The organism is Comamonas trifloxystrobinivorans (assembly GCF_043359985.1).
GTDB classification, from domain to species: domain Bacteria; phylum Pseudomonadota; class Gammaproteobacteria; order Burkholderiales; family Burkholderiaceae_C; genus Comamonas; species Comamonas trifloxystrobinivorans.
Map to the genome: position 1 here is coordinate 193,634 of NZ_JBHZGV010000012.1, position 19,488 is coordinate 213,121.

General features: G+C 60.5%; 16 protein-coding genes. 3 read left to right on the plus strand and 13 right to left on the minus strand.

Annotated elements, in window-relative coordinates:
• Nucleotides 1-77: 77 nt before the first annotated feature.
• Nucleotides 78-1,250 carry a glycosyltransferase family 4 protein gene (locus ACFIQF_RS16340; protein ID WP_393944476.1) on the plus strand — a complete coding sequence of 391 codons (1,173 nt, stop codon included), beginning with the start codon at nucleotides 78-80 and terminating at the stop codon, nucleotides 1,248-1,250.
• Nucleotides 1,247-2,551 (plus strand): hypothetical protein, encoded by a 1,305-nt coding sequence (locus tag ACFIQF_RS16345; RefSeq protein ID WP_393944478.1) that lies wholly within the window; start codon nucleotides 1,247-1,249, stop codon nucleotides 2,549-2,551. Before ACFIQF_RS16340 ends, ACFIQF_RS16345 begins: the two co-directional genes overlap by 4 nt.
• 12 nt (nucleotides 2,552-2,563) lie before the next feature.
• Here the strand turns inward: ACFIQF_RS16345 and ACFIQF_RS16350 are convergent, their stop codons facing one another.
• Together ACFIQF_RS16350 and ACFIQF_RS16355 are read right to left on the minus strand one after the other, a co-directional pair.
• Nucleotides 2,564-4,156, minus strand: a complete 1,593-nt coding sequence (locus tag ACFIQF_RS16350; RefSeq protein WP_393944549.1) for a glycosyltransferase — start codon at nucleotides 4,154-4,156, stop codon at nucleotides 2,564-2,566.
• 112 nt (nucleotides 4,157-4,268) lie between these two features.
• On the minus strand, nucleotides 4,269-5,825 hold the full coding sequence (locus tag ACFIQF_RS16355) for a tetratricopeptide repeat protein (RefSeq protein ID WP_393944480.1): 1,557 nt from the start codon (nucleotides 5,823-5,825) through the stop codon (nucleotides 4,269-4,271).
• An 18-nt stretch (nucleotides 5,826-5,843) separates the two neighbouring features.
• On the opposite strand from ACFIQF_RS16355, the gene ACFIQF_RS16360 reads away from it, so the two are divergent.
• Nucleotides 5,844-6,257: a hypothetical protein gene (locus ACFIQF_RS16360; RefSeq protein ID WP_393944481.1), complete on the plus strand. Its 414-nt coding sequence runs from the start codon at nucleotides 5,844-5,846 to the stop codon at nucleotides 6,255-6,257.
• Nucleotides 6,258-6,376: 119 nt separating this feature from the next.
• Here ACFIQF_RS16360 and ACFIQF_RS16365 read toward each other — a convergent pair whose 3' ends face one another.
• From ACFIQF_RS16365 to ACFIQF_RS16415, 11 genes are all read right to left on the minus strand, one after another.
• A complete protein-coding gene (locus tag ACFIQF_RS16365; protein ID WP_393944483.1) occupies nucleotides 6,377-6,778 on the minus strand; it encodes a YkgJ family cysteine cluster protein in 402 nt (133 codons plus the stop codon).
• Nucleotides 6,779-6,835: 57 nt separating this feature from the next.
• Nucleotides 6,836-8,014 carry a Wadjet anti-phage system protein JetD domain-containing protein gene (locus ACFIQF_RS16370; protein WP_393944485.1) on the minus strand — a complete coding sequence of 393 codons (1,179 nt, stop codon included), beginning with the start codon at nucleotides 8,012-8,014 and terminating at the stop codon, nucleotides 6,836-6,838.
• Entirely contained in the window at nucleotides 8,011-11,334 is a 3,324-nt protein-coding gene (locus tag ACFIQF_RS16375) for an ATP-binding protein (protein WP_393944487.1), read from the minus strand. The genes ACFIQF_RS16370 and ACFIQF_RS16375 overlap by 4 nt, the downstream gene beginning before the upstream one ends.
• Entirely contained in the window at nucleotides 11,331-12,071 is a 741-nt protein-coding gene (locus tag ACFIQF_RS16380; protein ID WP_393944489.1) for a DUF4194 domain-containing protein, read from the minus strand. The genes ACFIQF_RS16375 and ACFIQF_RS16380 overlap by 4 nt, the downstream gene beginning before the upstream one ends.
• A 48-nt stretch (nucleotides 12,072-12,119) precedes the next feature.
• Nucleotides 12,120-13,619, minus strand: coding sequence for a DUF3375 domain-containing protein (locus tag ACFIQF_RS16385; RefSeq protein ID WP_393944490.1), 1,500 nt, complete (start codon nucleotides 13,617-13,619; stop codon nucleotides 12,120-12,122).
• A gap of 46 nt (nucleotides 13,620-13,665) precedes the next feature.
• The gene (locus ACFIQF_RS16390) at nucleotides 13,666-14,022 is read right to left on the minus strand and encodes a Rieske (2Fe-2S) protein (RefSeq protein ID WP_393944492.1); all 357 of its coding nucleotides are present in this window, start codon (nucleotides 14,020-14,022) and stop codon (nucleotides 13,666-13,668) included.
• An 83-nt stretch (nucleotides 14,023-14,105) separates the two neighbouring features.
• The gene (locus ACFIQF_RS16395; RefSeq protein ID WP_393944494.1) at nucleotides 14,106-15,569 is read right to left on the minus strand and encodes a M20 family metallopeptidase; all 1,464 of its coding nucleotides are present in this window, start codon (nucleotides 15,567-15,569) and stop codon (nucleotides 14,106-14,108) included.
• Nucleotides 15,570-15,712: 143 nt separating this feature from the next.
• Entirely contained in the window at nucleotides 15,713-16,912 is a 1,200-nt protein-coding gene (locus tag ACFIQF_RS16400; protein WP_393944496.1) for a GGDEF domain-containing protein, read from the minus strand.
• 176 nt (nucleotides 16,913-17,088) lie between these two features.
• Nucleotides 17,089-17,673, minus strand: a complete 585-nt coding sequence (metW, locus tag ACFIQF_RS16405; protein WP_393944497.1) for a methionine biosynthesis protein MetW — start codon at nucleotides 17,671-17,673, stop codon at nucleotides 17,089-17,091.
• Nucleotides 17,670-18,809, minus strand: a complete 1,140-nt coding sequence (gene metX / locus ACFIQF_RS16410) for a homoserine O-succinyltransferase MetX (protein WP_393944498.1) — start codon at nucleotides 18,807-18,809, stop codon at nucleotides 17,670-17,672. The genes metW and metX overlap by 4 nt, the downstream gene beginning before the upstream one ends.
• Before the next feature lie 153 nt (nucleotides 18,810-18,962).
• Entirely contained in the window at nucleotides 18,963-19,445 is a 483-nt protein-coding gene (locus ACFIQF_RS16415; RefSeq protein WP_489672291.1) for an Lrp/AsnC ligand binding domain-containing protein, read from the minus strand.
• Nucleotides 19,446-19,488 lie beyond the last annotated feature (43 nt).

Below are 19,488 nucleotides of genomic sequence, written 5' to 3' on the forward strand. Positions count from 1 at the left end.
CTTATAGCCGATCAATCGCTATCTTTTGCTCCATTTGCCTTTTCTTTAAATCGCCTTGATGAAATTTTTAGGATGCCATGAAGCTTCTTGACCTCATACTTGGCGCGGATCCTTTGCGCCCCCCACTAACAGGCATTGGCCGTTATACCTATGAGCTGGCGCGTCGATTAAACAAGAGTGACGATATTGCCAGATTGCGTTATTTCTCCATGGGCCAGTGGCTTGAAGACCCTCTGAGTGTATTGGAGCAGGCAGATCAGTCGGCTTCAACTCGACCACACCAAGTTCAAGCATCATTGCGCGATCAGCTATCTGCAAATCGAGCCGCCGTTTTTGTTTTTTCTCAACTATCTCCTCATTTTTTTAAATGGCGCTTGAGAAATAACCGCAACTCTATTTATCACTCACCCAATTACATAGTTCCACCATTCTCCGGAAAGACGGTTGGCACAGTTCATGATTTATCGCACATTTTTTATCCTAAATTTCACCCACAAGCCAGAGTCGATTATTTAAGGCTTACGCTCAAAACGAGCTTGAAGCACACAGATATGGTTATTACTGTCTCTGAAACTGTGCGTCAGGAAATGATCGATAGAAAACTATTGGCAGCTGATCGCATCAAGGCAATACTTCTAGCCGCGGACACAATCTATCAGCCATACTCCGATCTGGCGCTTGAGCCTGTGATGCAGGCATTGAATTTACAACCCCATCGGTACACCTTGTTTGTCGGAACCGTTGAGCCTCGTAAAAATGTAGAACGCCTGATTGAAGCCTATGAGACCCTGCCTAGAGATTTACGCTTTGAGTACCCTTTGGTCATTGCAGGCGGGAAGGGTTGGAACTCTGAATCAATTCACCTGCGAATGGCCCAAGCTCAGTCAGAAGGATGGCTGCACTACATATCGTTCGTAGAACAGAAATGGCTCCCCCAGTTATACGCTGGCGCTCGACTTATGGCCTACCCATCGCTCTACGAGGGCTTTGGTCTTCCTATTGTCGAAGCGATGGCCAGCGGTGCGCCCGTGCTGACATCGAATACATCCTGCATGCCCGAAGTCGCCGACGGCGCAGCCTACTTGGTTAATCCTCTCGATGTGGATGACATTCGCCATGGACTGGAGCATTGTCTGAGCGACAGTGCTTGGCAGGCAGAGGCACGTGCCAAAGGCTTGCTCCGGTCGGCTCAATTGTCATGGGACCGCTGTACCAGCGAAACTATTGCTGTCTATAAGCAATTAGCATGATTTTCAAGCAGCAATGCAATTCGAATTGGTCTTTTGGGGCCACAGCCTTGTTGGTTACAGCATTGGCCTGGATCATACGTACCTATGGTCACTACCCTGTCTGCCACAACGATGAGGTCAATTGGATCGACATTGCACACCAATTGGACCTCGGTGTGCATTGGCCTGTTTCCGGACCTGCTTTTATTCAAGCAGTGCGCCTAATTTCCGAGGAGGCGCAGATCAAGCACGCTCAAGCCCTATCCGCACTAGGAGTCTTTGGTGTTTTTCTCTCGGTCCTCTTGCTTCTCTGGGGCTACCGCAAATTTGCACTGTCCGCACCGGGCCTGGTGCTGGCAGCGCTGGCGCTATCCAGTTACTTCTGGGCCCCTCTGATCGAATCGCGCCCTCAGCAATGGGGGCAAATGCTGGTATTTACCGGGGTCATCTGCGCTTGGCTGTGGCTGCACCGGCAAGGGGGCTGGTTGTACTTTTTGATCGTGCCCTGCATTGCGGTGACGCATATTCTCAGCCACGCCATCCTGATCTTTTTATGCACGGTCTTGGTGTTAGCAGATTTTATGGAGCGGCGCCCGGTGACGCTGCGACACTTGGCGGTCTTACTGACGCTCTTCTTCAGCCTGGGAATCTACCTGCTGCCACAAGGCCCGTACGCAGCCATGCTGGCCGATCTCGAGCATGCCCAGTTCAAAAAATTACTGGCAAACAGCCGCTATCTGCTGCTGCTTCCGGTGGTTCTCGGAATAGGCTTGGTGCTTGCCCTGCGCCGCTTTCAGTGGCGCCCCAGTTGGACAGATGCCATCTCCCGTACGCTGGAGCGGCAACGCACGGCGCTGGCTCTGAGCCTGCTGTGCATCGTGTTTACCGCCTTATCCATGCAAGCGTATTTGCTGCCTGCCGAGGCTTGGCTGCCCTATAAAGGATCATGGGGGCGCTTTGTGCTCGTGCAATCAGGCAACCTGATGTTTGCCGCTTTCTTTGTACTCGGCATTTTCGGGTTGGTCAGTGGCATTCGCTCCGGCGTTTTCCATCCCAATATGGGCCGTTTGCTAATTTTGTTGTTGATCGCCCTGGGCTTGCTGTCATCGCTGGCGATCGGTGCATCTTGGTGGATGCTGCACACCAATTGGTTTCTACGCGTGCTGAACTATGGCATTTTCTTTGCTGCTATCGTCAGCGCTATTGGCATACAAACAAGTACCCAACGCTGGCCGCGCTATGCGCGCTGGAGCTTGCTGGGCTTGGGCACATTGGCGAGTGTGATAGCTGTAGTGCGGCCTCCAGAGATACTGGGTTGCTAAGCTGCTTGGCCATTACCTGCGTCGCAGGCCAAAGCTGAAAACATGCATGCCCATGGTGGCATGTTTCGCTACCTGCCAATCCGCCAGCGCTGCGCCCTGCAGCATCCACGAATCCCGAGTCAGGCTGTGGTGCCGAATACCCAGGCGCTGCAAGAGTTTTTGCCACCACCGCTGCATGGAGTTGCTGCTGGACTGCAGCTTGTCTGCACCACCGACGGACATTTGGGCTGCCGGAAAGATGCACAAGGCACTATAGCCTTGCTCTGCCACCAGGCGTTGGAGCAACTCCAGCATGTCCGACCAGGGCATCGCCTCAACCGACAATTGCAACACGGCGCTTGGGGCCAAGCGCTCTGCTACATTGCTCTGCCCGCTGCCGTCTATACACAGCAATTCCTGACCAGCAAAATCGGGGTGCCAATGCTGCAGCAAGGCGAGTTCGCTCTGGTCACGAACTATCGCCACGCACAATTGCTTACGCTGCAACGACATGGGCGGCAAAGCGCTATGCGAGTGCGGTAACGCACTGGTATAGATCTCACGGATGCGTTGCTCGCACTGTGAAATGGTGAACTGTTCATCAGCCACTTCTTGCGCCACTTTGCCTTGCTGAGCCAGTTGCGCCTTCGCCTCCAGTGCTTGGCGTATGGCACCTTTCCAAGCGAGCACCTGGTCGGGTGCATAGCACTGCCCGGCACCACTTTGTCCCACGACCCAAGACATGCCCGAGCCATCCAAGTCTGAGGCAATGCAGGGCTTTCCATGTTGCATGGCTTCAATCAACACCAGGCCAAAGGCTTCCGTGCGCTCACGCGATGCCAGTGCAAAGATGTCACAACTGTTGAACAGCGCGTGCTTTTTGGCTTCGCTCACCGAACCCAGCAGCAGAACATTGGCGCAGCCGTGAGCCTCACGCTCTTTCGCCACCAATGCTTCCAACTCGGCTCGCTGCTCGCCCTCCCCGGCGATGATCAATTGCACTTTAGGGAAACCTGCGACCGCAGAAATCAGCGTGTCGAAGCCTTTGTAATAAGTGAGCCGGCCAACAGACAGAACCCGCAGCTCGGCATCGCCCCATTCGTCGACCGATTCTTCGCGCGCCAGCTCCAGCACTTCGTCCTGCAAGGGCTTCAGGCCCAAAGGAATGGCAACGGTTTTGAAAAGCCATGGTTGCAAGGCCTGGCTGGCCGCCATATAGGGCGGTGAGGTTGCCAAAATGGCATCGCTTTTGCGCAGCAGCTTGGTCTCGAAGGGCTTGTAGAGCTGATAACAAGCCTTGAGCAAAGTATCCCACTCCGCAATCAACACATCCGAATGCCAATGAACCACCCAGGGGATGCGCCGCGCACTAGGCATGATAAGTGGCCAGAACGCTGCATTGTTGGGCATGTGCAGATGCAAGACATCCGGTTCGAAGCGCTTGATGGCTTTCCACAACGCAAACGGGAAGCCCAACGCGATCGGTGCAAACACCAGCGTCACTTCCACTGGCACACGGATCAACCATTCCGGGTCATCAGGCAGCGGGTCACCGTGCACTACCGCATAAGCGTCGATGCCGCTCGCACGCTGTTGCTCCACCAAGTCGGCCAGGAACGACTCCATGCCACCGCGATAAGGCGGGTAATACTTGCCCACATGCAGCACACGCAAAGGCTTCGCACCGGATGTTCTGGGCGGTTGTTGACGCCCCGCGTTAAAAAGCCATCCCAGCACCTTAGCGACCTGACTTGAGCTGAGCCAACAAATTCTTGTAGACAGGGTTGGCGGGATCCATCTCGCTGGCGCGCTGCATGTTCTCTGCCGCTTTGGCGAGGTCGCCTTGTTCGCGATACACCAGCGCCTTACCGTAGAAAGCCGGCGGGTTGGGGCGGCGCGCCAGGGAAGCGTCAAAAATCTGCATCGCACCGGTAAAGTCTTTTTTGCCGATCATGGCAATGCCCAGCCCCACTTCCAAACGCGGATTCTCCGGCGTGGCTTTGAGCAGCTCGCGGTAGTTGGCGATGGCCGTGTCGTAATGTCCGGTGGGGATCGCGACCTCGGCTTGCTCCAGCTTGATCACGGGCAACAGCGCCGCATCAGGGTTCAGGGTCAAAGCCTTGGCATAGCTTTGGTAGGCCTGCTCCAACTGCTGGGTTTGCTTGTAGGTGATGGCCTGGTGGAATGCCAGCGCAGCATTCTTGAAGCCCAGCTTCTCCGCCGCCAGATAAGCCTGCAATGCTTCGGGGTAACGCTTGAGCATTTCCAGCGCCATACCCCGGTTGAACTGTGCCGAACCCAGCGGTTCTTGCAATGCCACGGCTTTTTCAAAATCTTGCAGGGCTTGCTCGTAGCTCATGTTTTCCAACAGATACACGCCTCGGCTATTAAAAGCACGCCAACGACCGAATGCATTGAAAGGGGCCTGCATATCTGCTTTTTGAATGGCGTCCGACCAGACGGTGTAGGAATTTTTTAGGCTCATATTGCGCTCTACTGCCAAAACGGTGAACAGTAAGCCCAACACACATGCGATCAGTACCATGGCTTTGCGTGGGAATAGCAACAGCCCCAAGGCCAGCAAAGCTGGAAGGAACATAGCCCAGATATAACTGCGGTACAGTACAAACGGGTCTTGCAACCAGGCAGTTACGAACTCAGAGCTAAATAACAGACAGGTGCACAGAAGCGCCAAACCCACCAGGCTCCAGGCATCACGCTTGCGCAACAACAGATAAAAGCTGCCCAGCACCAGAGCCACATAGCCGAACGCGCCCAGCCAATGCGGCCAGCTGGTGAAAGATAACGGGAACGCGGGCCGCAGATCAATGGCCATCCACTGCACATTCGGCACCAGCCACAGCAAGCCATAGTGGAAGAACAAGGCAGCCTGGTTCATCAGGCTCAACGGGTAAATTGACCGAGTGATTCCTGGGTACGCAGCCTCCAGTTGGTGCACATAGGCCCAGGCGTTGTCATCTGTTGCCACTGCGCCAACGAAGGCGCCCACGTGCTGCCACAATGCCGCCGCAAATACGCCCATCAGCACCGCGATACCAACGACGATGGCTACCACCGTCTTCCAGTGCGGTCGCTTGACGTAGATATACAGCGGCAACGCCAAAGCCGGCAGCACCACGGCGTGCTCTTTGCTCATCAGCGCCAGCACCATGCACAGCACAGCCAGAACGCCCCATTGGATGCCGCGGCCAGACAAAGCCGTGACGTAACTCCAGCAGGCAAGCGCAGCAAACAAGGTCATCATCACCATGCTGCGCTGAATGAGATAGCTCACCGCATAAACGCCAACGGGATGCACCGCAAACAAGGCCACGGCAGCAAAGATGGCGATCTGGTGATTGGTGGCAAAACCTGGTTCTGCTACAACTTCCTCGCCAAATTGCACATGCTTGAACAGCTCGGTTGTCAACAGCCAGAGCACCAGGCAAACCGCCAGATGCAGGAGCACATTGACAATGCGCTGCACCGCATAGTTCTCGCCGAACAACGACTGCACCCAGACGAAACTGCCATAGGAAAGCATTCGCACTTTCAGCTGCGCCAGGCTCCCATAATTGCCGAAAATCGTACCGTCACTGAATGCGGAGTCGTCAAATACCAGGCCATTTTGCAGGCCCACGCCGTAAATAACACCGACGGCCAACAGGCTGGCGATGATTCCCAGCGTCCAGAACAGTATTGTCTTTTGCATCATCTATACGGCTAAAAAAATACCCCATGAGCAAGCCCAGGGGGCATATCGAGCCAGCGCTCATTACTTTCGACCCATTTTAGGGGAGTTCGGCGCCAGCTTCCCAGCGGGTTAGCCAGCGTACGCTGGAGCAACTAACTGTGATTTTTGTTGCCGTAGGCACAATACCCCGGTTTCGGGCCTTTTTTCGGGTGCAAGCGGCAGGTTTCCGGCCTTTTGTCGTAGACCGTGCACAAACGGGTTTTCGGGTCGAGAAAATTGCAATCCCCGCTGGCTCGGCGCGCCATGGTGAAAATATTGTGCTTGGGGTTGTAGTGGTCGATCAGCTTGGCTTTGAGCAGGCGCTTGGCAATCAGCTTGGGCTCGATGTTCTCCACCTCGAAAGGGTCCACCAGCTCCAAGCGCACCAAATCAGCCAGTTGCACCTCCAGCGGCATGGTGCAGCAGTTGGCCGCGCAAGTCTCGCACAGACCGGGGCGGTACTTGGTCCAGGTTTCCAGTCGGTCGACATCGACCACGCGGATGGGGGATTTCATGGTGTTGGGGCAAAGGGTGGCGGCAGGCCAGTCTGAACGGACCAGGACGCACGGTGGCTACGTGGCCTGCAACCACTCATGCACAGCTTGTGCCACCAAAGACCCGGGTAAAAATTCCTGCTCCAGACGGCCCAGTTCTTGGGCCCGCAAGTATTGCGCCAATGCCAATTCTTGCGGGGGCAGTCGGGCATAAAGCGCTGGGTCGGCCGGTGCAGGCTCGGCCACTGCCTGGCTTTGGTGGCTGTCAAACACCGTTTGCTCCATCAGCAGCGCCTGCAATTGCGGCAAATAACCGCGTGCCGTGGCCAGCATGGCCAGGCCCCAGGTGTCCAGATCGCCCCAATAGGCCACCTGGCAGTTTTGCAACCAGTCGGCACTGAGCCACTGCAAATCCAGGCCCGAACCCAGCACCGCAATGCAATCAGCCAACGGGCTGGGCAACTGGTGCAGGCTGCTTTCGTTCTCCACCAGCAAGATCCGCCTGGCTGGCAAAGCCGTGTGCTGCAACTCCTTGGCCGTCACACGCAGGCGGGCAAACGGCAGCAGGCCCGGCGCCATGGGCACGACCAGCAGCCAATGGTCGCCTTCGTGCAGCGCGCCCAAAAAACCGATCAGCCCTTGGCGGCTGGCTTCGCCGGCAAAGCGCAGGTCGAGCAAGCTCGTCAACAGAGCGCCATTGCGCTCCCAGAACTTGCTGTCATGCGCACCCAGCGCCAGCATGCGCAAAGGTTTTCCTTGGGCGCAGCCGGGCTCCAGCTGGCCCGCCAGGCGCAAAGCGGCTTGCACCTCGGCGTCTGGCAGATCACGCCAAAGCGCCAGGCGCCGCACCAGCAAGCGCTGAAAGGCTGGGTCGGCGCCAGCGATGTTCCGCCCCAGCCGCAGGTACAGGCCTTTGATCTGGGCATGCTCGGGCGCCTTGAATTGCTCGATGCCTGCCAAGAACTCCGAGGGGCGGCCCAACTGCCAATGGCTGGGTACAGACACCGCGCTGCTGCTGCCTCGGTAGCGGCGCTCTTGCCAAAGTACCTCACCAATCCCCAGGTTTTCCACCTCGCGCCACTGGCGCAGATGCGCTTGGAGCGCAGCGGCATCGTGCAGAAAAATCTGGGTATCCGGCTGGCCGATGGGCAGGCTCAGCGGCCAGGCGGCACTGCCGCCCAGCAGTTGGTGCTCGCGCCAATCGGCCCGTGCCCATTGGCGAGCCAAGCTGGTGGCCAAGTGCTGGGGCGATTTCATACGGAGTTATTCGTGGGAGCGCTCGCCAAGCTTGGGCGCTTGGCGTCCAGCTCTTCCCAGCGCAGGCAAACCATGCTGGCTTGCGGGCCACGCCGGTGCACCACCACGGCCGAGCGCGTATGGTTGCGCAGCAAGCGCACCTCTTTGTTGGGTGTGACAAACAACGCGTGCAGCCCAAACTCGCGCAGCGCCTGGATGATGCGTGCAGCCACGGCCTGCGAGCTTTTGGAGAAGGCCTCGTCGAGCACAATCGTGCCAAACACCGGGCGGCTGCTGCCATCGGGGCACAGCGCATAGCTGAGCGAGGCGGTCAGCACGTAGCTGGCGATGATTTCTTTCTCGCCGCCGCTGCCGCCTTGCGATCCGGTGCGGCGCTCCAGCAACTCACCGCTGGCGCGGTCAAGCACCAGCACCGCAAACTGCAGGCGGTAGCGCGCATCAAGCAAAGCCTGCGCGGCCTTGCTGCGGCGGTTGCCCGCATGCTCTTGCAGCATTTCAATCACCGCCCGCAGCGCACGGTAGTGGCTATGCCCGCCGTCGTCGCGCAAACGCTCGGTGCGCAGTTGCGCCTGCGCGCGGGTGAGCTCTTGCAGGCTTTGGTGCACCACCGTGCGCGGCTCCAGCTGCAAGTAGCGGCCTGGCTGAAAATCGACGCGGCGTAAGGTCTCGTTGAGCTTGGCAATGCGGTCTTCGATGTCGGCCACCTGGATGGCAATGCCGTTGAGCAATGCGTCCACGCCCTGTTGCGAGGTCTCGTTGAGGTATTCCTGAAAACGCTGGCGTTTTTGCGGCAGCGCCTCTTCTTCCAGCACCCGCAAGCGCTGCAGATAGTGGGGCAAAGCCTCGATCTCTTGCGTATGGTCGGCCAAGGCGCCGCGGTCTTCAGTCTGCGCACGGCCCATCTGCCGCACCAGATCGTTGATGACCGTGGAGTGTTTTTTGCCAATGTCGTTAAGGCTGATTTGCACCTGGCTGCCAGCCTCGCGCTCTTGCGCATCCAGGTTGTCGCCATCCAGCACCGGCAAGCGCTTTTTGCCGCTTTGGCGCAGCCATTGCTCGGGGAAATCCGCATCAGGCGGCGCCGCCGTCTCCACCCGCGTCTGGTAAGCGCTTTGCTTGCGCCCAGCTTCGGCCAGCAGCAGCTCGTCGGCCACCTGCTCGGCTTGCAAATCGCGCTCCTGCTCCTGCGCTTGCTGTGTCTGTGCCAGCGCTTCTTCCCAGCGCAGTTTGGCCTGGGCCGTATCCGATTGCGGGTTGAGCAGCGCTTGCAGTTGCTGCTGCTTGTGTTCCAGCTGCTCGGCGATTGCGGCCGTGTCTATGTCTTCCAGACGCAGCGCCTGCAGCGCATCCCACAGTTGGCGGCGCTCCCGCGCCAGGTGCTGGGCCTGGAGCTTGCCGGCCTTGAGGCGATCCAGCGTGCGCCAGCTCTCGCCCGCCTCGTTTTGCAGCTGCAGCAGCTGGGCCAGGCGGTCGCGGTTGTCAAAGCCGGTCATCCAGTCCTGGTCAATGCGCTTTTGGTCCTGCTTATCGAAATGCTCAGCCCGGCCCGACATCAGCCCCTGCGCCGTCATGGCGTGCGGTGTACGTTGCAGCGCCTCCACATCGGCCACGCAGTGGCGGTCCAGCTCGTGCAAAAGCTGCTGCAGTGCCGACACCGTCTGCGCCGGCACGCCGGGTTTGAGCTTGAGTTTGCGCACAAAGCCATCTGACCAAGTGGCGCTGGCCGCCGCACTGGCCTCGCGCACTTCCAGTAAGCGCACATGCAGCCGGTTGTTGCGCTGGTTCACCCAGTGCAGCGCCTCGCGCATGGCCTGCGGCGGCACGAGAATGCGCAAGCGGTGGCTGCCCAGCGCCCGCTCGATGGCGCCGCGCCAGTGCTGCTCGGCAGGTGGCACCTCCACCAGCTCGGCCACAAAGGGCAACGCTGCTTCCGCCAAGCCCAGGTGCTCAGCCAGATCGGCACGAAAGCGCTGAAATTCCAGCGGCAAATTGGAGCCCGGGCGCAGGCGTACCGCTTCGTATTCGGCTTCCAGCTCTTTCCACTGTTTGTGGGCGTTGCGCTCTTCAGCAATCGCGGTTTCGGCCTCGGCTTGCAGTTGGGATTGTTCGTTCTCCAACTGCTGTACTGCCGCTGCCGCATGCGCCTGGTGTTCGGCCAGGTTCTCTGCCTGCGCGGGCGCGGCCTGGGCAAGGCCGAGATTGCGCGCCAGCGTCTGGTACTGCACCAGGTTGTGTTGTTTGCGCGCCAGCTCCTTGGTCTCCAGCCGGATATTGGCTTCCAGCGTAGCGATGTCGCTGCCGCCGGCTTGCAGATACAGCGCATGCAAGCCTTGCTCCTGCTCACGTGCCGCTTTTACACGCTCTTGCGCACTGTGCAAAAGGGCGCGACGCTGCTCCACTTGCGCCTGCAGTTGGTCATGGCGCTGGCGCCACCAATGCAAGCCCTGCGCAGCAAACCAGCCGGGCAGCTGTGTTTGCAATTGCTGCAAGCTCGCCAGTTGCTGGCCCAGTTGCTGCTCGCGCGCGGACATTTCGCGCAGCGGCAACAAGGCCACGAGTTGCGCGTTGGCCAGCTCCAGATCGGCATGGATGGAGGCCAGCTCGGCAAAGCCGTCTACCAATTTTTGTGCGTCGGCAAAGGCCGATTGGTCTTCGAGCACCAGCTCGCGAAAAATCTCGTCAATGCTGTTGAGCTGCTTGAGGCCCGCGGCCCGGTTGAGCAAGGTAAAAGCGTTGCTTCCTACTTCGAAGAAGCTGTGCAGCTTGGCCAGGTAGGTCTGTTTGCTGGTATAGATCTGCAGACCGTCGCTGTCCTTGGCCAGGCGCGACAGCGCACGGGCGCCGCCGCTGTGCTGCTCTTCGAGCCACAAGTCCAGGCTTTGGCCCTGGTCGGGCGCAAAAAACCAGCGCTTTTGCATGTCGCTGGCCGATTGGCTGGAGCCGTCGAACCAGAACACCGCCCCGAGCAGCACGGTTTGTGAGAAAGGCGCAGCGCCACGCACCAGGCGTGCGGCAATGCCGCTGACGCATGGGCCAGGCCGGGTGATGTGGTCCCCACTGTCATTGCCCTGGCCGCTGGCGCCGCGCACGTAGCTGACCAGATCGCGGTCGCTCTCGTGGCCGCCGGTCGACGCCAGGTTGTAGCGTGGGCTGGCGCACAGCAAGGTCATCAGCGCATCGACCAGCGTGGTTTTGCCGCTACCCGTGGGGCCGATGATGGCGCTGTTGCCCGGGTCGATATCGGCCTGGTGGCGGCCGGCAAAGGCACCCCAGTTGTAGAGATCGAGCGCCTGCAGAATGAACGAGGTATCGGTGCTCAAGCTTCACCCTCCTGGGCCGGCGGCAAGCCTTCTGCCACGGCGCGCAGGCGTGCGAGCAGCGCCTGCAGGTTTTCCGGGTTGAGCAGGTGCACGATCATGGGCCGGATGCTGATGCTGTCTTGCGCATCCACTTCCGAGACCAGGCCGTGGCCGCGCAGGTTTTCCAGCAGTTGCAGCAGGCGCTTGCGCTCTTGCATGTCGCTGCCGGTCGAGCCCAGATAGGTTTCCAGCTGCGGCAGCAAGCCGTCCACGCTCAGCCGCACAGCCACCCCCACGCCGCTTTCCTGCTCGCGCTGCAAAAACTCGCGCCGCAAAATCGCCAGCAGCAAAGATTGCTCCAAGGTCAGGCGCTGGCGCCGCATCAGCGGATGCGTCCACTCGCCCGCTTCGCTCTCGTCGGTATCGTCGCTTTCGTAGTCGCTGCGCACAGCCAAAAAGGCAAAGCCGCGCACGTCGTCGAGTTGCACGCGCAGATCGAGTGGCTCCAGCAGACTGTCCAAGACGGGCAGATGCGCTGCAATGTGCTGGTACAGCCGCGGCTTGTTACCAGCTTCTACCCAGCCATTGGCCAACAGATATTGAAGTGCGGCGCGCTGCTGCGCGGGCGTGCGTGCTGTTGGGCTGGCTTCTGCAACGGGCTCATCCAGCGTCTCGGCCTCTGGCACAGCCGTCTGCTCCGCCAAAGGCTCTGTGGCCTGGCTGGCGATCTGGTCAAAGATATCAGGGGTGTCTGGCATACAGCGCCTGCGTCCATGGCTTTGAAAAGCCGCTCATTGGGTGGTTCATCACAGCTCCCAGTCGATCTGCGCCAAACTCGCACTGTCAAGAGCGACCTGCGGCACGGTAAATCGCCAAGTCTGCTCGCCATCGCGTGTGGTCAATTGCTCTTGGGCTTGCGGCGCCATCGCCAGGCCCGCCTCTTGCGCCATCGACAGCCACAGCGCCAGCGTCTCCAGGTCGTGCTCGCCCGGTGGCAAAGCTTGCGCCAATTGCGCCAGGCTCATCGGTTCGCCGCGCTCTTGGAGCAAAGCCAAAGTCTGCTGCAACAGCGCCTCGCGGTCCAGCCCTTCAAAGGCTTGCCAGAACTCGCTCTCCATCTGGCTCAAATCCGCGTGCTGGGTGGTCAGCAGCAAAGCGGCCTGTGCGCCCTCTTCCAGCGATTTGATGCGCAGCCGCTCCACCAGCGGCACGGCGCCCAGTGCAACACCCATCGGCGGCAAAGGGCTGGCCTGGCGCCGCGTGGCCTGGCGCTGCCAATCAATGCGCAAGGCCTGCTCCAGCACATCGTTGAGCAACTGGCCCACGCGCTGGTTCTCGGCCGCCTGCCCGGTTTTCATGAACTGGCTGACCTCGCGCTCGCTGCGGGCGCGCACATCCTGCACCACCTTGGCTTCCTTGATCAGCTGCTGCACCAGCAACTGCATGGCGCTGCGCTGCAGGCCGTCGAGCGCCTGCTCGGCGGCCGGGTGGTTCAGAATCTGGCGAATGCGCTGGCGCATTTCGGCCAGCTCGGTTTGCTGCGACAGTTGCTGGTGAAAACTGTCGAACACCCGGCCCTCTTGCGTGTTGAGCAAGCTCGCATGGCCATCAAGCAATTGGTCCATGACCACGCCGCGGTGGTGGCGCGCGCTGATGATGGCCTCGCGCAGCATGCGATCGGCCTGGCGCCATGAGTCTTCCACCCGCCGAAAGTCAGCGCGCAAGCTGGTGGCCAGCGCATAGACCTCGCGGATGCCTTCCACCGCCTGCTCGGTGTCCAGGCTGGAAATGTTGCCGGCCTGCACCTGGGCCAGCTGGGCCTGCAAGTCGTCTATGCGGCGCTGCAAATGGGCGCTGCGGGTTGCGGGATCGGGATCGAGGGCTACCGCCAGGTTGTCGATTTCACGCTGCACCACGGCCAGGCGCGATGCGGTCGATGTCATCATGCGACCGTCGAGCTGGGCCACAAAACGCAGCGCGGTTTTGAGCGCATCGGTTTCGAACACCTTGCCCTCGCGCTCGACCACCAACGCCCGCCGAATCCAGTCACGCAAATCGCGGCGCGCCTGGTTCAATGTGTCATTGCTATCAATTTCGTAGTCGCTGTCGTTGGCGTGCGCCGACAGCATTTCCGACAACGCTTGCACCGCCGCATCAAAAGGCACGCCATCGCGCTGGTGCTCGAACAGCGCATCGAGGCAGCTGAGCATCAGCGGCGCACGGCGCGAGGCCAACAACAGCCAGGCCGGGTGCTGCTGGCGCGCGGCTATGTATTTTTGCGTGCGTTGTTGGCTGAGACTGGGCATGTCCAGCCGATTGTAGGAGAAGCCTCGCTACGCGCCGTCTCGTGGCTTACTCGCTGGCGGCCCACCAGATCTGCCCGTCGCGCTCGGCCACCGGAACGGCATCCAGATTGGCGCCGCGGCATGGGCCGCCCACGCATTTGCCGGTGTTGGGCTGGTAGATGGCGCCATGGTAAGGGCACAAGATGAACTGGCGGCCGCTTTCCAAAATATCGCCGTCAAAATCCATGGGCACGCTGGCGTGCTGGCATTCGTTGATCCAGCCATGCAACTCGCCCTGCCAGCGGATGACAAAGGCTTTCTGCCCATTGGGCAGTTCAAAAAACAGCGGCTTGCCGTTGTCGACCAGGGCCGCGCTGGGGCCGATAGGGTCGGAGGCATCCATCAAGATCGTGGCTTCGCTCATGGGGCGGTGGGTTGGGGCTTTGTTCGTGAGCTGCCAGCGTGGCGAACCAGCGCTGGCAGCAGATGAGGCAGGCTGAGCGTTGCTCAGGCCGGCATGCTGGCGATCACTTGTGCCACAGCGGCCGTCAGCTTTTTGGCGTACGGCACATGCAAAAACTCGTTCGGGCCGTGGGCGTTGCTCTTGGGGCCGAGCACGCCGCAAACCATCATCTGCGCCTTGGGGAAACCGGCGCTCAGCATGCCCATCAGCGGGATGGATCCGCCCTGGCCGATAAAGCCACAGTCCGCGCCAAAGTAGGCTTGGCTGGAGCGGTTGAGCGCGTTCAAGAACCAATCGGCCGTGTCTGGCGCGTTCCAGCCGTTGGCACCGCTGGCGCCTTGCCAGGTAACCTTGGCTTGATAAGGCGCGTTGTCTTCGAGCAATGCCTTCAGCTCTTGCATGCACTGCGTGGCATCGACCAGCGGCGGCAGGCGCAGGCTCAGCTTGAAAGCGGTGTAAGGGCGCAGCACGTTGCCGGCGTCTTTGAGCGCGGGCAGACCTTCGGCGCCGGTGACCGACAAAGTAGGCTCCCAGGTGCGCTTGAGCAAAGCCTGCGTCGGGTCGGTGGTGGTGGGCAGCGCAAACAGCGTTGAGCCGCTGCAGTCGTAATGCGCCCAGGGGAAGCGCTTGAACAGCTCGTCACCCAGAATGCCGGCCGTGGCTTGCGCTTGCGCCAGACGCTCGGCCGGTACCTCGCAGTGAAAGCTTTCGGGCAGCAGGCGGCCGGATTTGCTGTCTTCCAGGCGGTCGAGCACCTGGCGCATGATGCGGAACGACGAGGGCACCACGCCCGAGGCATCGCCCGAGTGCACCCCTTCAGTCAAGATTTCCACCTTCAAAGTGCCAGCCACCATGCCGCGCAGGCTGGTGGTGAGCCACAACTGGTCGTAATTGCCAGCGCCGCTGTCCAGGCAAATCACCAGGCCGACATCGCCCAGACGGGGTTTGAGCATGTCGATGTAAACCGGCAGGTCGCCCGAGCCGCTTTCCTCGCAGGTCTCGATCAGACCGACGATGCGCGGGTGCTCCACGTTCTGGCGCTTGAGCTCCTGGATGGCGGCAATGCTGGCGTAGGTGGCATAGCCATCGTCGGCGCCGCCGCGGCCATAGAGCTTGCCGTCTTCGTACTTGGGCGTCCAGGGGCCCAGGTCGTTGCGCCAGCCAGAGAATTCGGGCTGCTTGTCCAAGTGGCCATACATCAGCACGGTTTGCTGGGTGTTGGCTTTGGTGGCGGGCACTTCAAAAAACAGCACTGGCGTGCGGCCGGGCACGCGCACCACTTCAAGCTTGAGGCCGGCAACCTTTTGCGCCTCGACCCAGCTGGCCGCATTGCGCACCACGGTGTCGATAAAGCCATGCTTTTCCCAATCGCCATCAAAACCGGGCGACTTGGCGGGGATGGCGATGTAATCGGTCAGCTGGCGCAGAATGTCCTTGTCCCATTGCTCGCTGATGTGGCTGAGCGCGGGGTCGGCTTGCAAAGTGGTGGCGTCAATGCGGGCGTTCACGGCGGGTCTCCTTCTGGGGTGGCGCCCCAAGGCGCACGAAGCCCCAAGCGTACCAGCCCTGCCCACCGCTATCCAGCAGCCGGCGGGAAATCCCTGCCGCCCTTGTCAGAACGGGTGGACAGTCTCAGAGCGTGTTTACGATCTCAGGCGATGCTCTCGCGCCAAGTCTGAGCGGCGACAGGCGCAGCCTCCGGCAGCAACTCGCGCAGCATGACGACCCGGTCGCGCCCGGCCGCTTTGGCGCGGTACATGGCCGCATCGGCCACCTCCAGCACATCTTCCCAGGCCATGCCTGGCTGCACCATGCCGGCGTAACCGCCAATGCTGGCCGTCACCCGCAAGGCCTGGCCTTGGATTTGCACGCTGGACGAGCGCACCGCCAGGTTCAGGCGCTCGGCCAGAATCTGCGCGTCTTCCATGCCTGCGCCGGGGCAGACGACCACAAATTCTTCGCCGCCAAAACGGCCCAGGTAGGTGTCGTTGCGCACATTGCTGGCCAGCACCCGGCTGATGTGGCGCAGCACCTTGTCGCCCGAGATATGGCCGTAGGTGTCGTTAACGCGCTTGAAATGGTCGACATCCACCAGCAACAGCGCCAGCGGCCGCTGCTCCTGGGTAGCCCCTTTGATGCAGTGCTCCAGCACCCGCTCCAAGGCGCGCCGGTTGAGCATGCGCGTGAGCGGGTCACGCAGCGCGGCACGGCGGCTGCGGGCTTCGCGCCGGTCCTGCGCCATGCGCATGAAACCCAGCGCCAACAGCAAAACCGCCAAGGGCAGCCACAGCAACTGCAGCGCGTAAACCAGCGCCGGCTCCCCCTGTGCTTGCGGGCCGAACCCGAGCTGCAACAAGGCCATGCCCAACACCAGCAAGGGCAGCGCCACACTCAGCATGTGGTAGCCCAGACCCAGCTGCATCTGGTGCATGGGCTTGAGCTCCAACGCCAGCCATGCGCCTTGTAATGCCAGCACGGCGACCGTGGCATAGACACGCCATGGCGCTATGTCCAGGCCCAGCGCCAAAACCGCCAACGGTGGCAGCAGCAGCCAGCTCCAGGCGATGTCCAGCTGGCGGAACTGGCGCAAGGCCACCGCCATGGCGGCCAGCACCAGGCTGAAGCACACGCTGCCGAGCAGCGGGCCATTCCATTCCGGTAGCGCCAGGCGCGGCAAGGCCAGCAGCTGCGTTGCCGCTGCCAAAACCATCAACAACAAAGCGGCCAATACCGCCACCAGGCCTTTGCGCCCCAGCACCACCAAGGCGGCAGCCGACGACAAACTGACCAGTGCCAGCACCAGCCATACCAAGGCAACGCTTAACAAACCCCAATCCATAGATGCAACCATGTTTTCGTTGTTTTCCATAGATTGTATAAATGGATTCAAGCAAGCCTGGTGTTAAACCCTGTCACGCGACAAAAGTGAATGTCCGCCTTACCAACGGCAGGTGCTATAGGCGGAACGCCTGCCACCGGGCACCGCGCAAGCCAACGCTTGGTGGCTGCGGCAGCTCCAGTAGCGCTTCAAGCGTGCTCGAAGTGGAACACTGCCGTGCTCGCCAGCGCATTGGGCAGCAAACGCTGCACCTGGCCGTTTTGCAGACCAAAGCTGTCCAGAATGCGCAGCTTGTTCTTGAGCGCCAGCACCTCAAAGTCTTTGAAGGTACCGACGCGGATATTGGGCGTGTCGTACCACTGGTAAGGCAGGCGCTTGGTCACCGGCATGCGGCCTTGCAAGATGGACAGGCGGTTGGGCCAATGCGCAAAGTTGGGGAAGGCCACCACGCCTTGCTTGCCGATGCGGGCGGTCTCGCGCAGCATCACCTCGGCATTGCGCAAGTGCTGCAAGGTGTCGATCTGCAGCACCACGTCAAAACTGTTGTCTTCGAAAATCGCCAGCCCGTCTTCCAGGTTCAGCTGCAGTACGTTGACGCCACGGCGCACGCAAGCCAGCACATTGGCGTCGTCAAACTCAATGCCGTAGCCCGTGCAGCCGCGCTCTTGCTGCAGATGGGCCAACAAAGCGCCGTCGCCGCAACCGAGGTCGAGCACGCGCGAGCCCTGGGGCACCAGCGCAGCAATGGCGCTCAGAGTGGATTTTTCGGTCATGCGGCCTCCTGGGTCAGCTCTTGGGCCATGTTGTCAAAGTACGAACGCATCACGCCCATGTAGCGTGCGTCGTCCAGCAAGAAAGCGTCGTGGCCGTGCGGCGCGTCGATCTCGGCGTAGCTCACGGTGCGGCGGTTGTCGAGCAAGGCTTTGACGATCTCGCGGCTGCGCGCCGGCGAAAAACGCCAGTCGGTGGTGAAGCTGATGAGCATGAACTTGGCCTTGGCCACCGCCAGCGCCTGCGTCAAATCGTTGCCCGTGGCCTTGGCCGGGTCAAAGTAATCGAGCGCGCGGGTGATCAGCAAATAGGTGTTGGCGTCAAAGTAGTCGCTGAACTTGTCGCCCTGGTAGCGCAGATAGCTCTCGATCTGGAACTCCACATCCTGCGTGCTGTATTTCAGCTCCATGCCCTCGCGCAGCTGACGGCCGAACTTCTGGTTCATCACGTCATCGCTCAGGTAGGTGATGTGGCCGATCATGCGCGCAATGCGCAGGCCGCGCTTGGGCACCACGCCGTGTTCGTAGAAGTGGCCGCCGTAAAAATCCGGGTCGGTCACGATGGCGCGGCGCGCTACCTCGTTGAAGGCGATGTTCTCTGCGCTCAGACAAGGCGCGCTGGCCACCACCACGGCGTGGCGCATGCGGTCGGGGTACTGCAAGGTCCACGACAGAGCCTGCATGCCGCCCAGGCTGCCGCCCAGCACGGCAGCCAGTTGCTGGATGCCCAGACGGTCGAGCAACCGCGCCTGCGCATTGACCCAGTCTTCCACCGTCACCACGGGAAAATCAGCGCCATAGACCTTGCCGGTGTCGGGGTTGGTATGCATCGGGCCGGTCGAGCCAAAGCAGGAGCCCAGGTTGTTGACGCCGATGACGAAAAACTTGTTGGTGTCGACCGATTTGCCCGGGCCGATCATGTTGTCCCACCAGCCTTCGCTCTTGGCCTGGCCTTCGTATACGCCAGCCACGTGGTGCGAGGCGTTGAGCGCATGGCACACCAGAATGGCGTTCGACTTGTCGGCGTTCAAGGTGCCATAAGTCTCGAAAGCGAGGTGGTAATCGCGGATGGAAGCGCCACTTTTGAGGGGCAGCGCCTCCGGGAAATGCATTGTCTGAGGGGTCGCAACAAATGACATAAAAAAGCCCGGCAACGCTAAAAACGGGGCCGGGTCGATGCTTGTCTGTCGCCTACCGAGTCTTTAGCTGAATTTATAAAGCGCCCGCAAGCTGAAGCAAATCGGCGCCGTGAAGCACAAAGTGTACTGCAAATCCTTGCCGCAGGGTGCTGGTCAAAAACCACCCAAATACAGCCGGTTGGAGCTCTTGACCTCTTCCATCACCGCGTAGGTGCGCGTCTCGCGCACGCCGGGCAATTGCCACAGCACTTCGCCGGCAAAGGTGCGGTAGTGGTTCATGTCGGCCACGCGGATTTTCACCAGGTAATCAAAGCCACCGGCCACCATGTGGCATTCCATGATTTCAGGGCGCACCTGCACGGCGGCCTTGAACTCCTCGAACACGTTCGGCGTGGTTCGGTCGAGCAGAATTTCGATGAACACCAGCATGGCCGCGCCCAGCTTTTGCGGGTTCAAGCGCGCCTCGTAGCCGGCGATATAGCCGTCTTTGGTAAGGCGCTGCACGCGCGCCAGCACCGCCGTGGGCGAGAGCGCTACCGCCTCGGCCAGCTTGAGATTGGAGATGCGGCCGTCGCGCTGCAACACGGCCAGGATGCGCAAATCGATGCGGTCCAACTCTTCGGGCGGGGCAATCATGTCGGTCATAAGCCGCTACTCACAGAATTTTTCACTACTGACA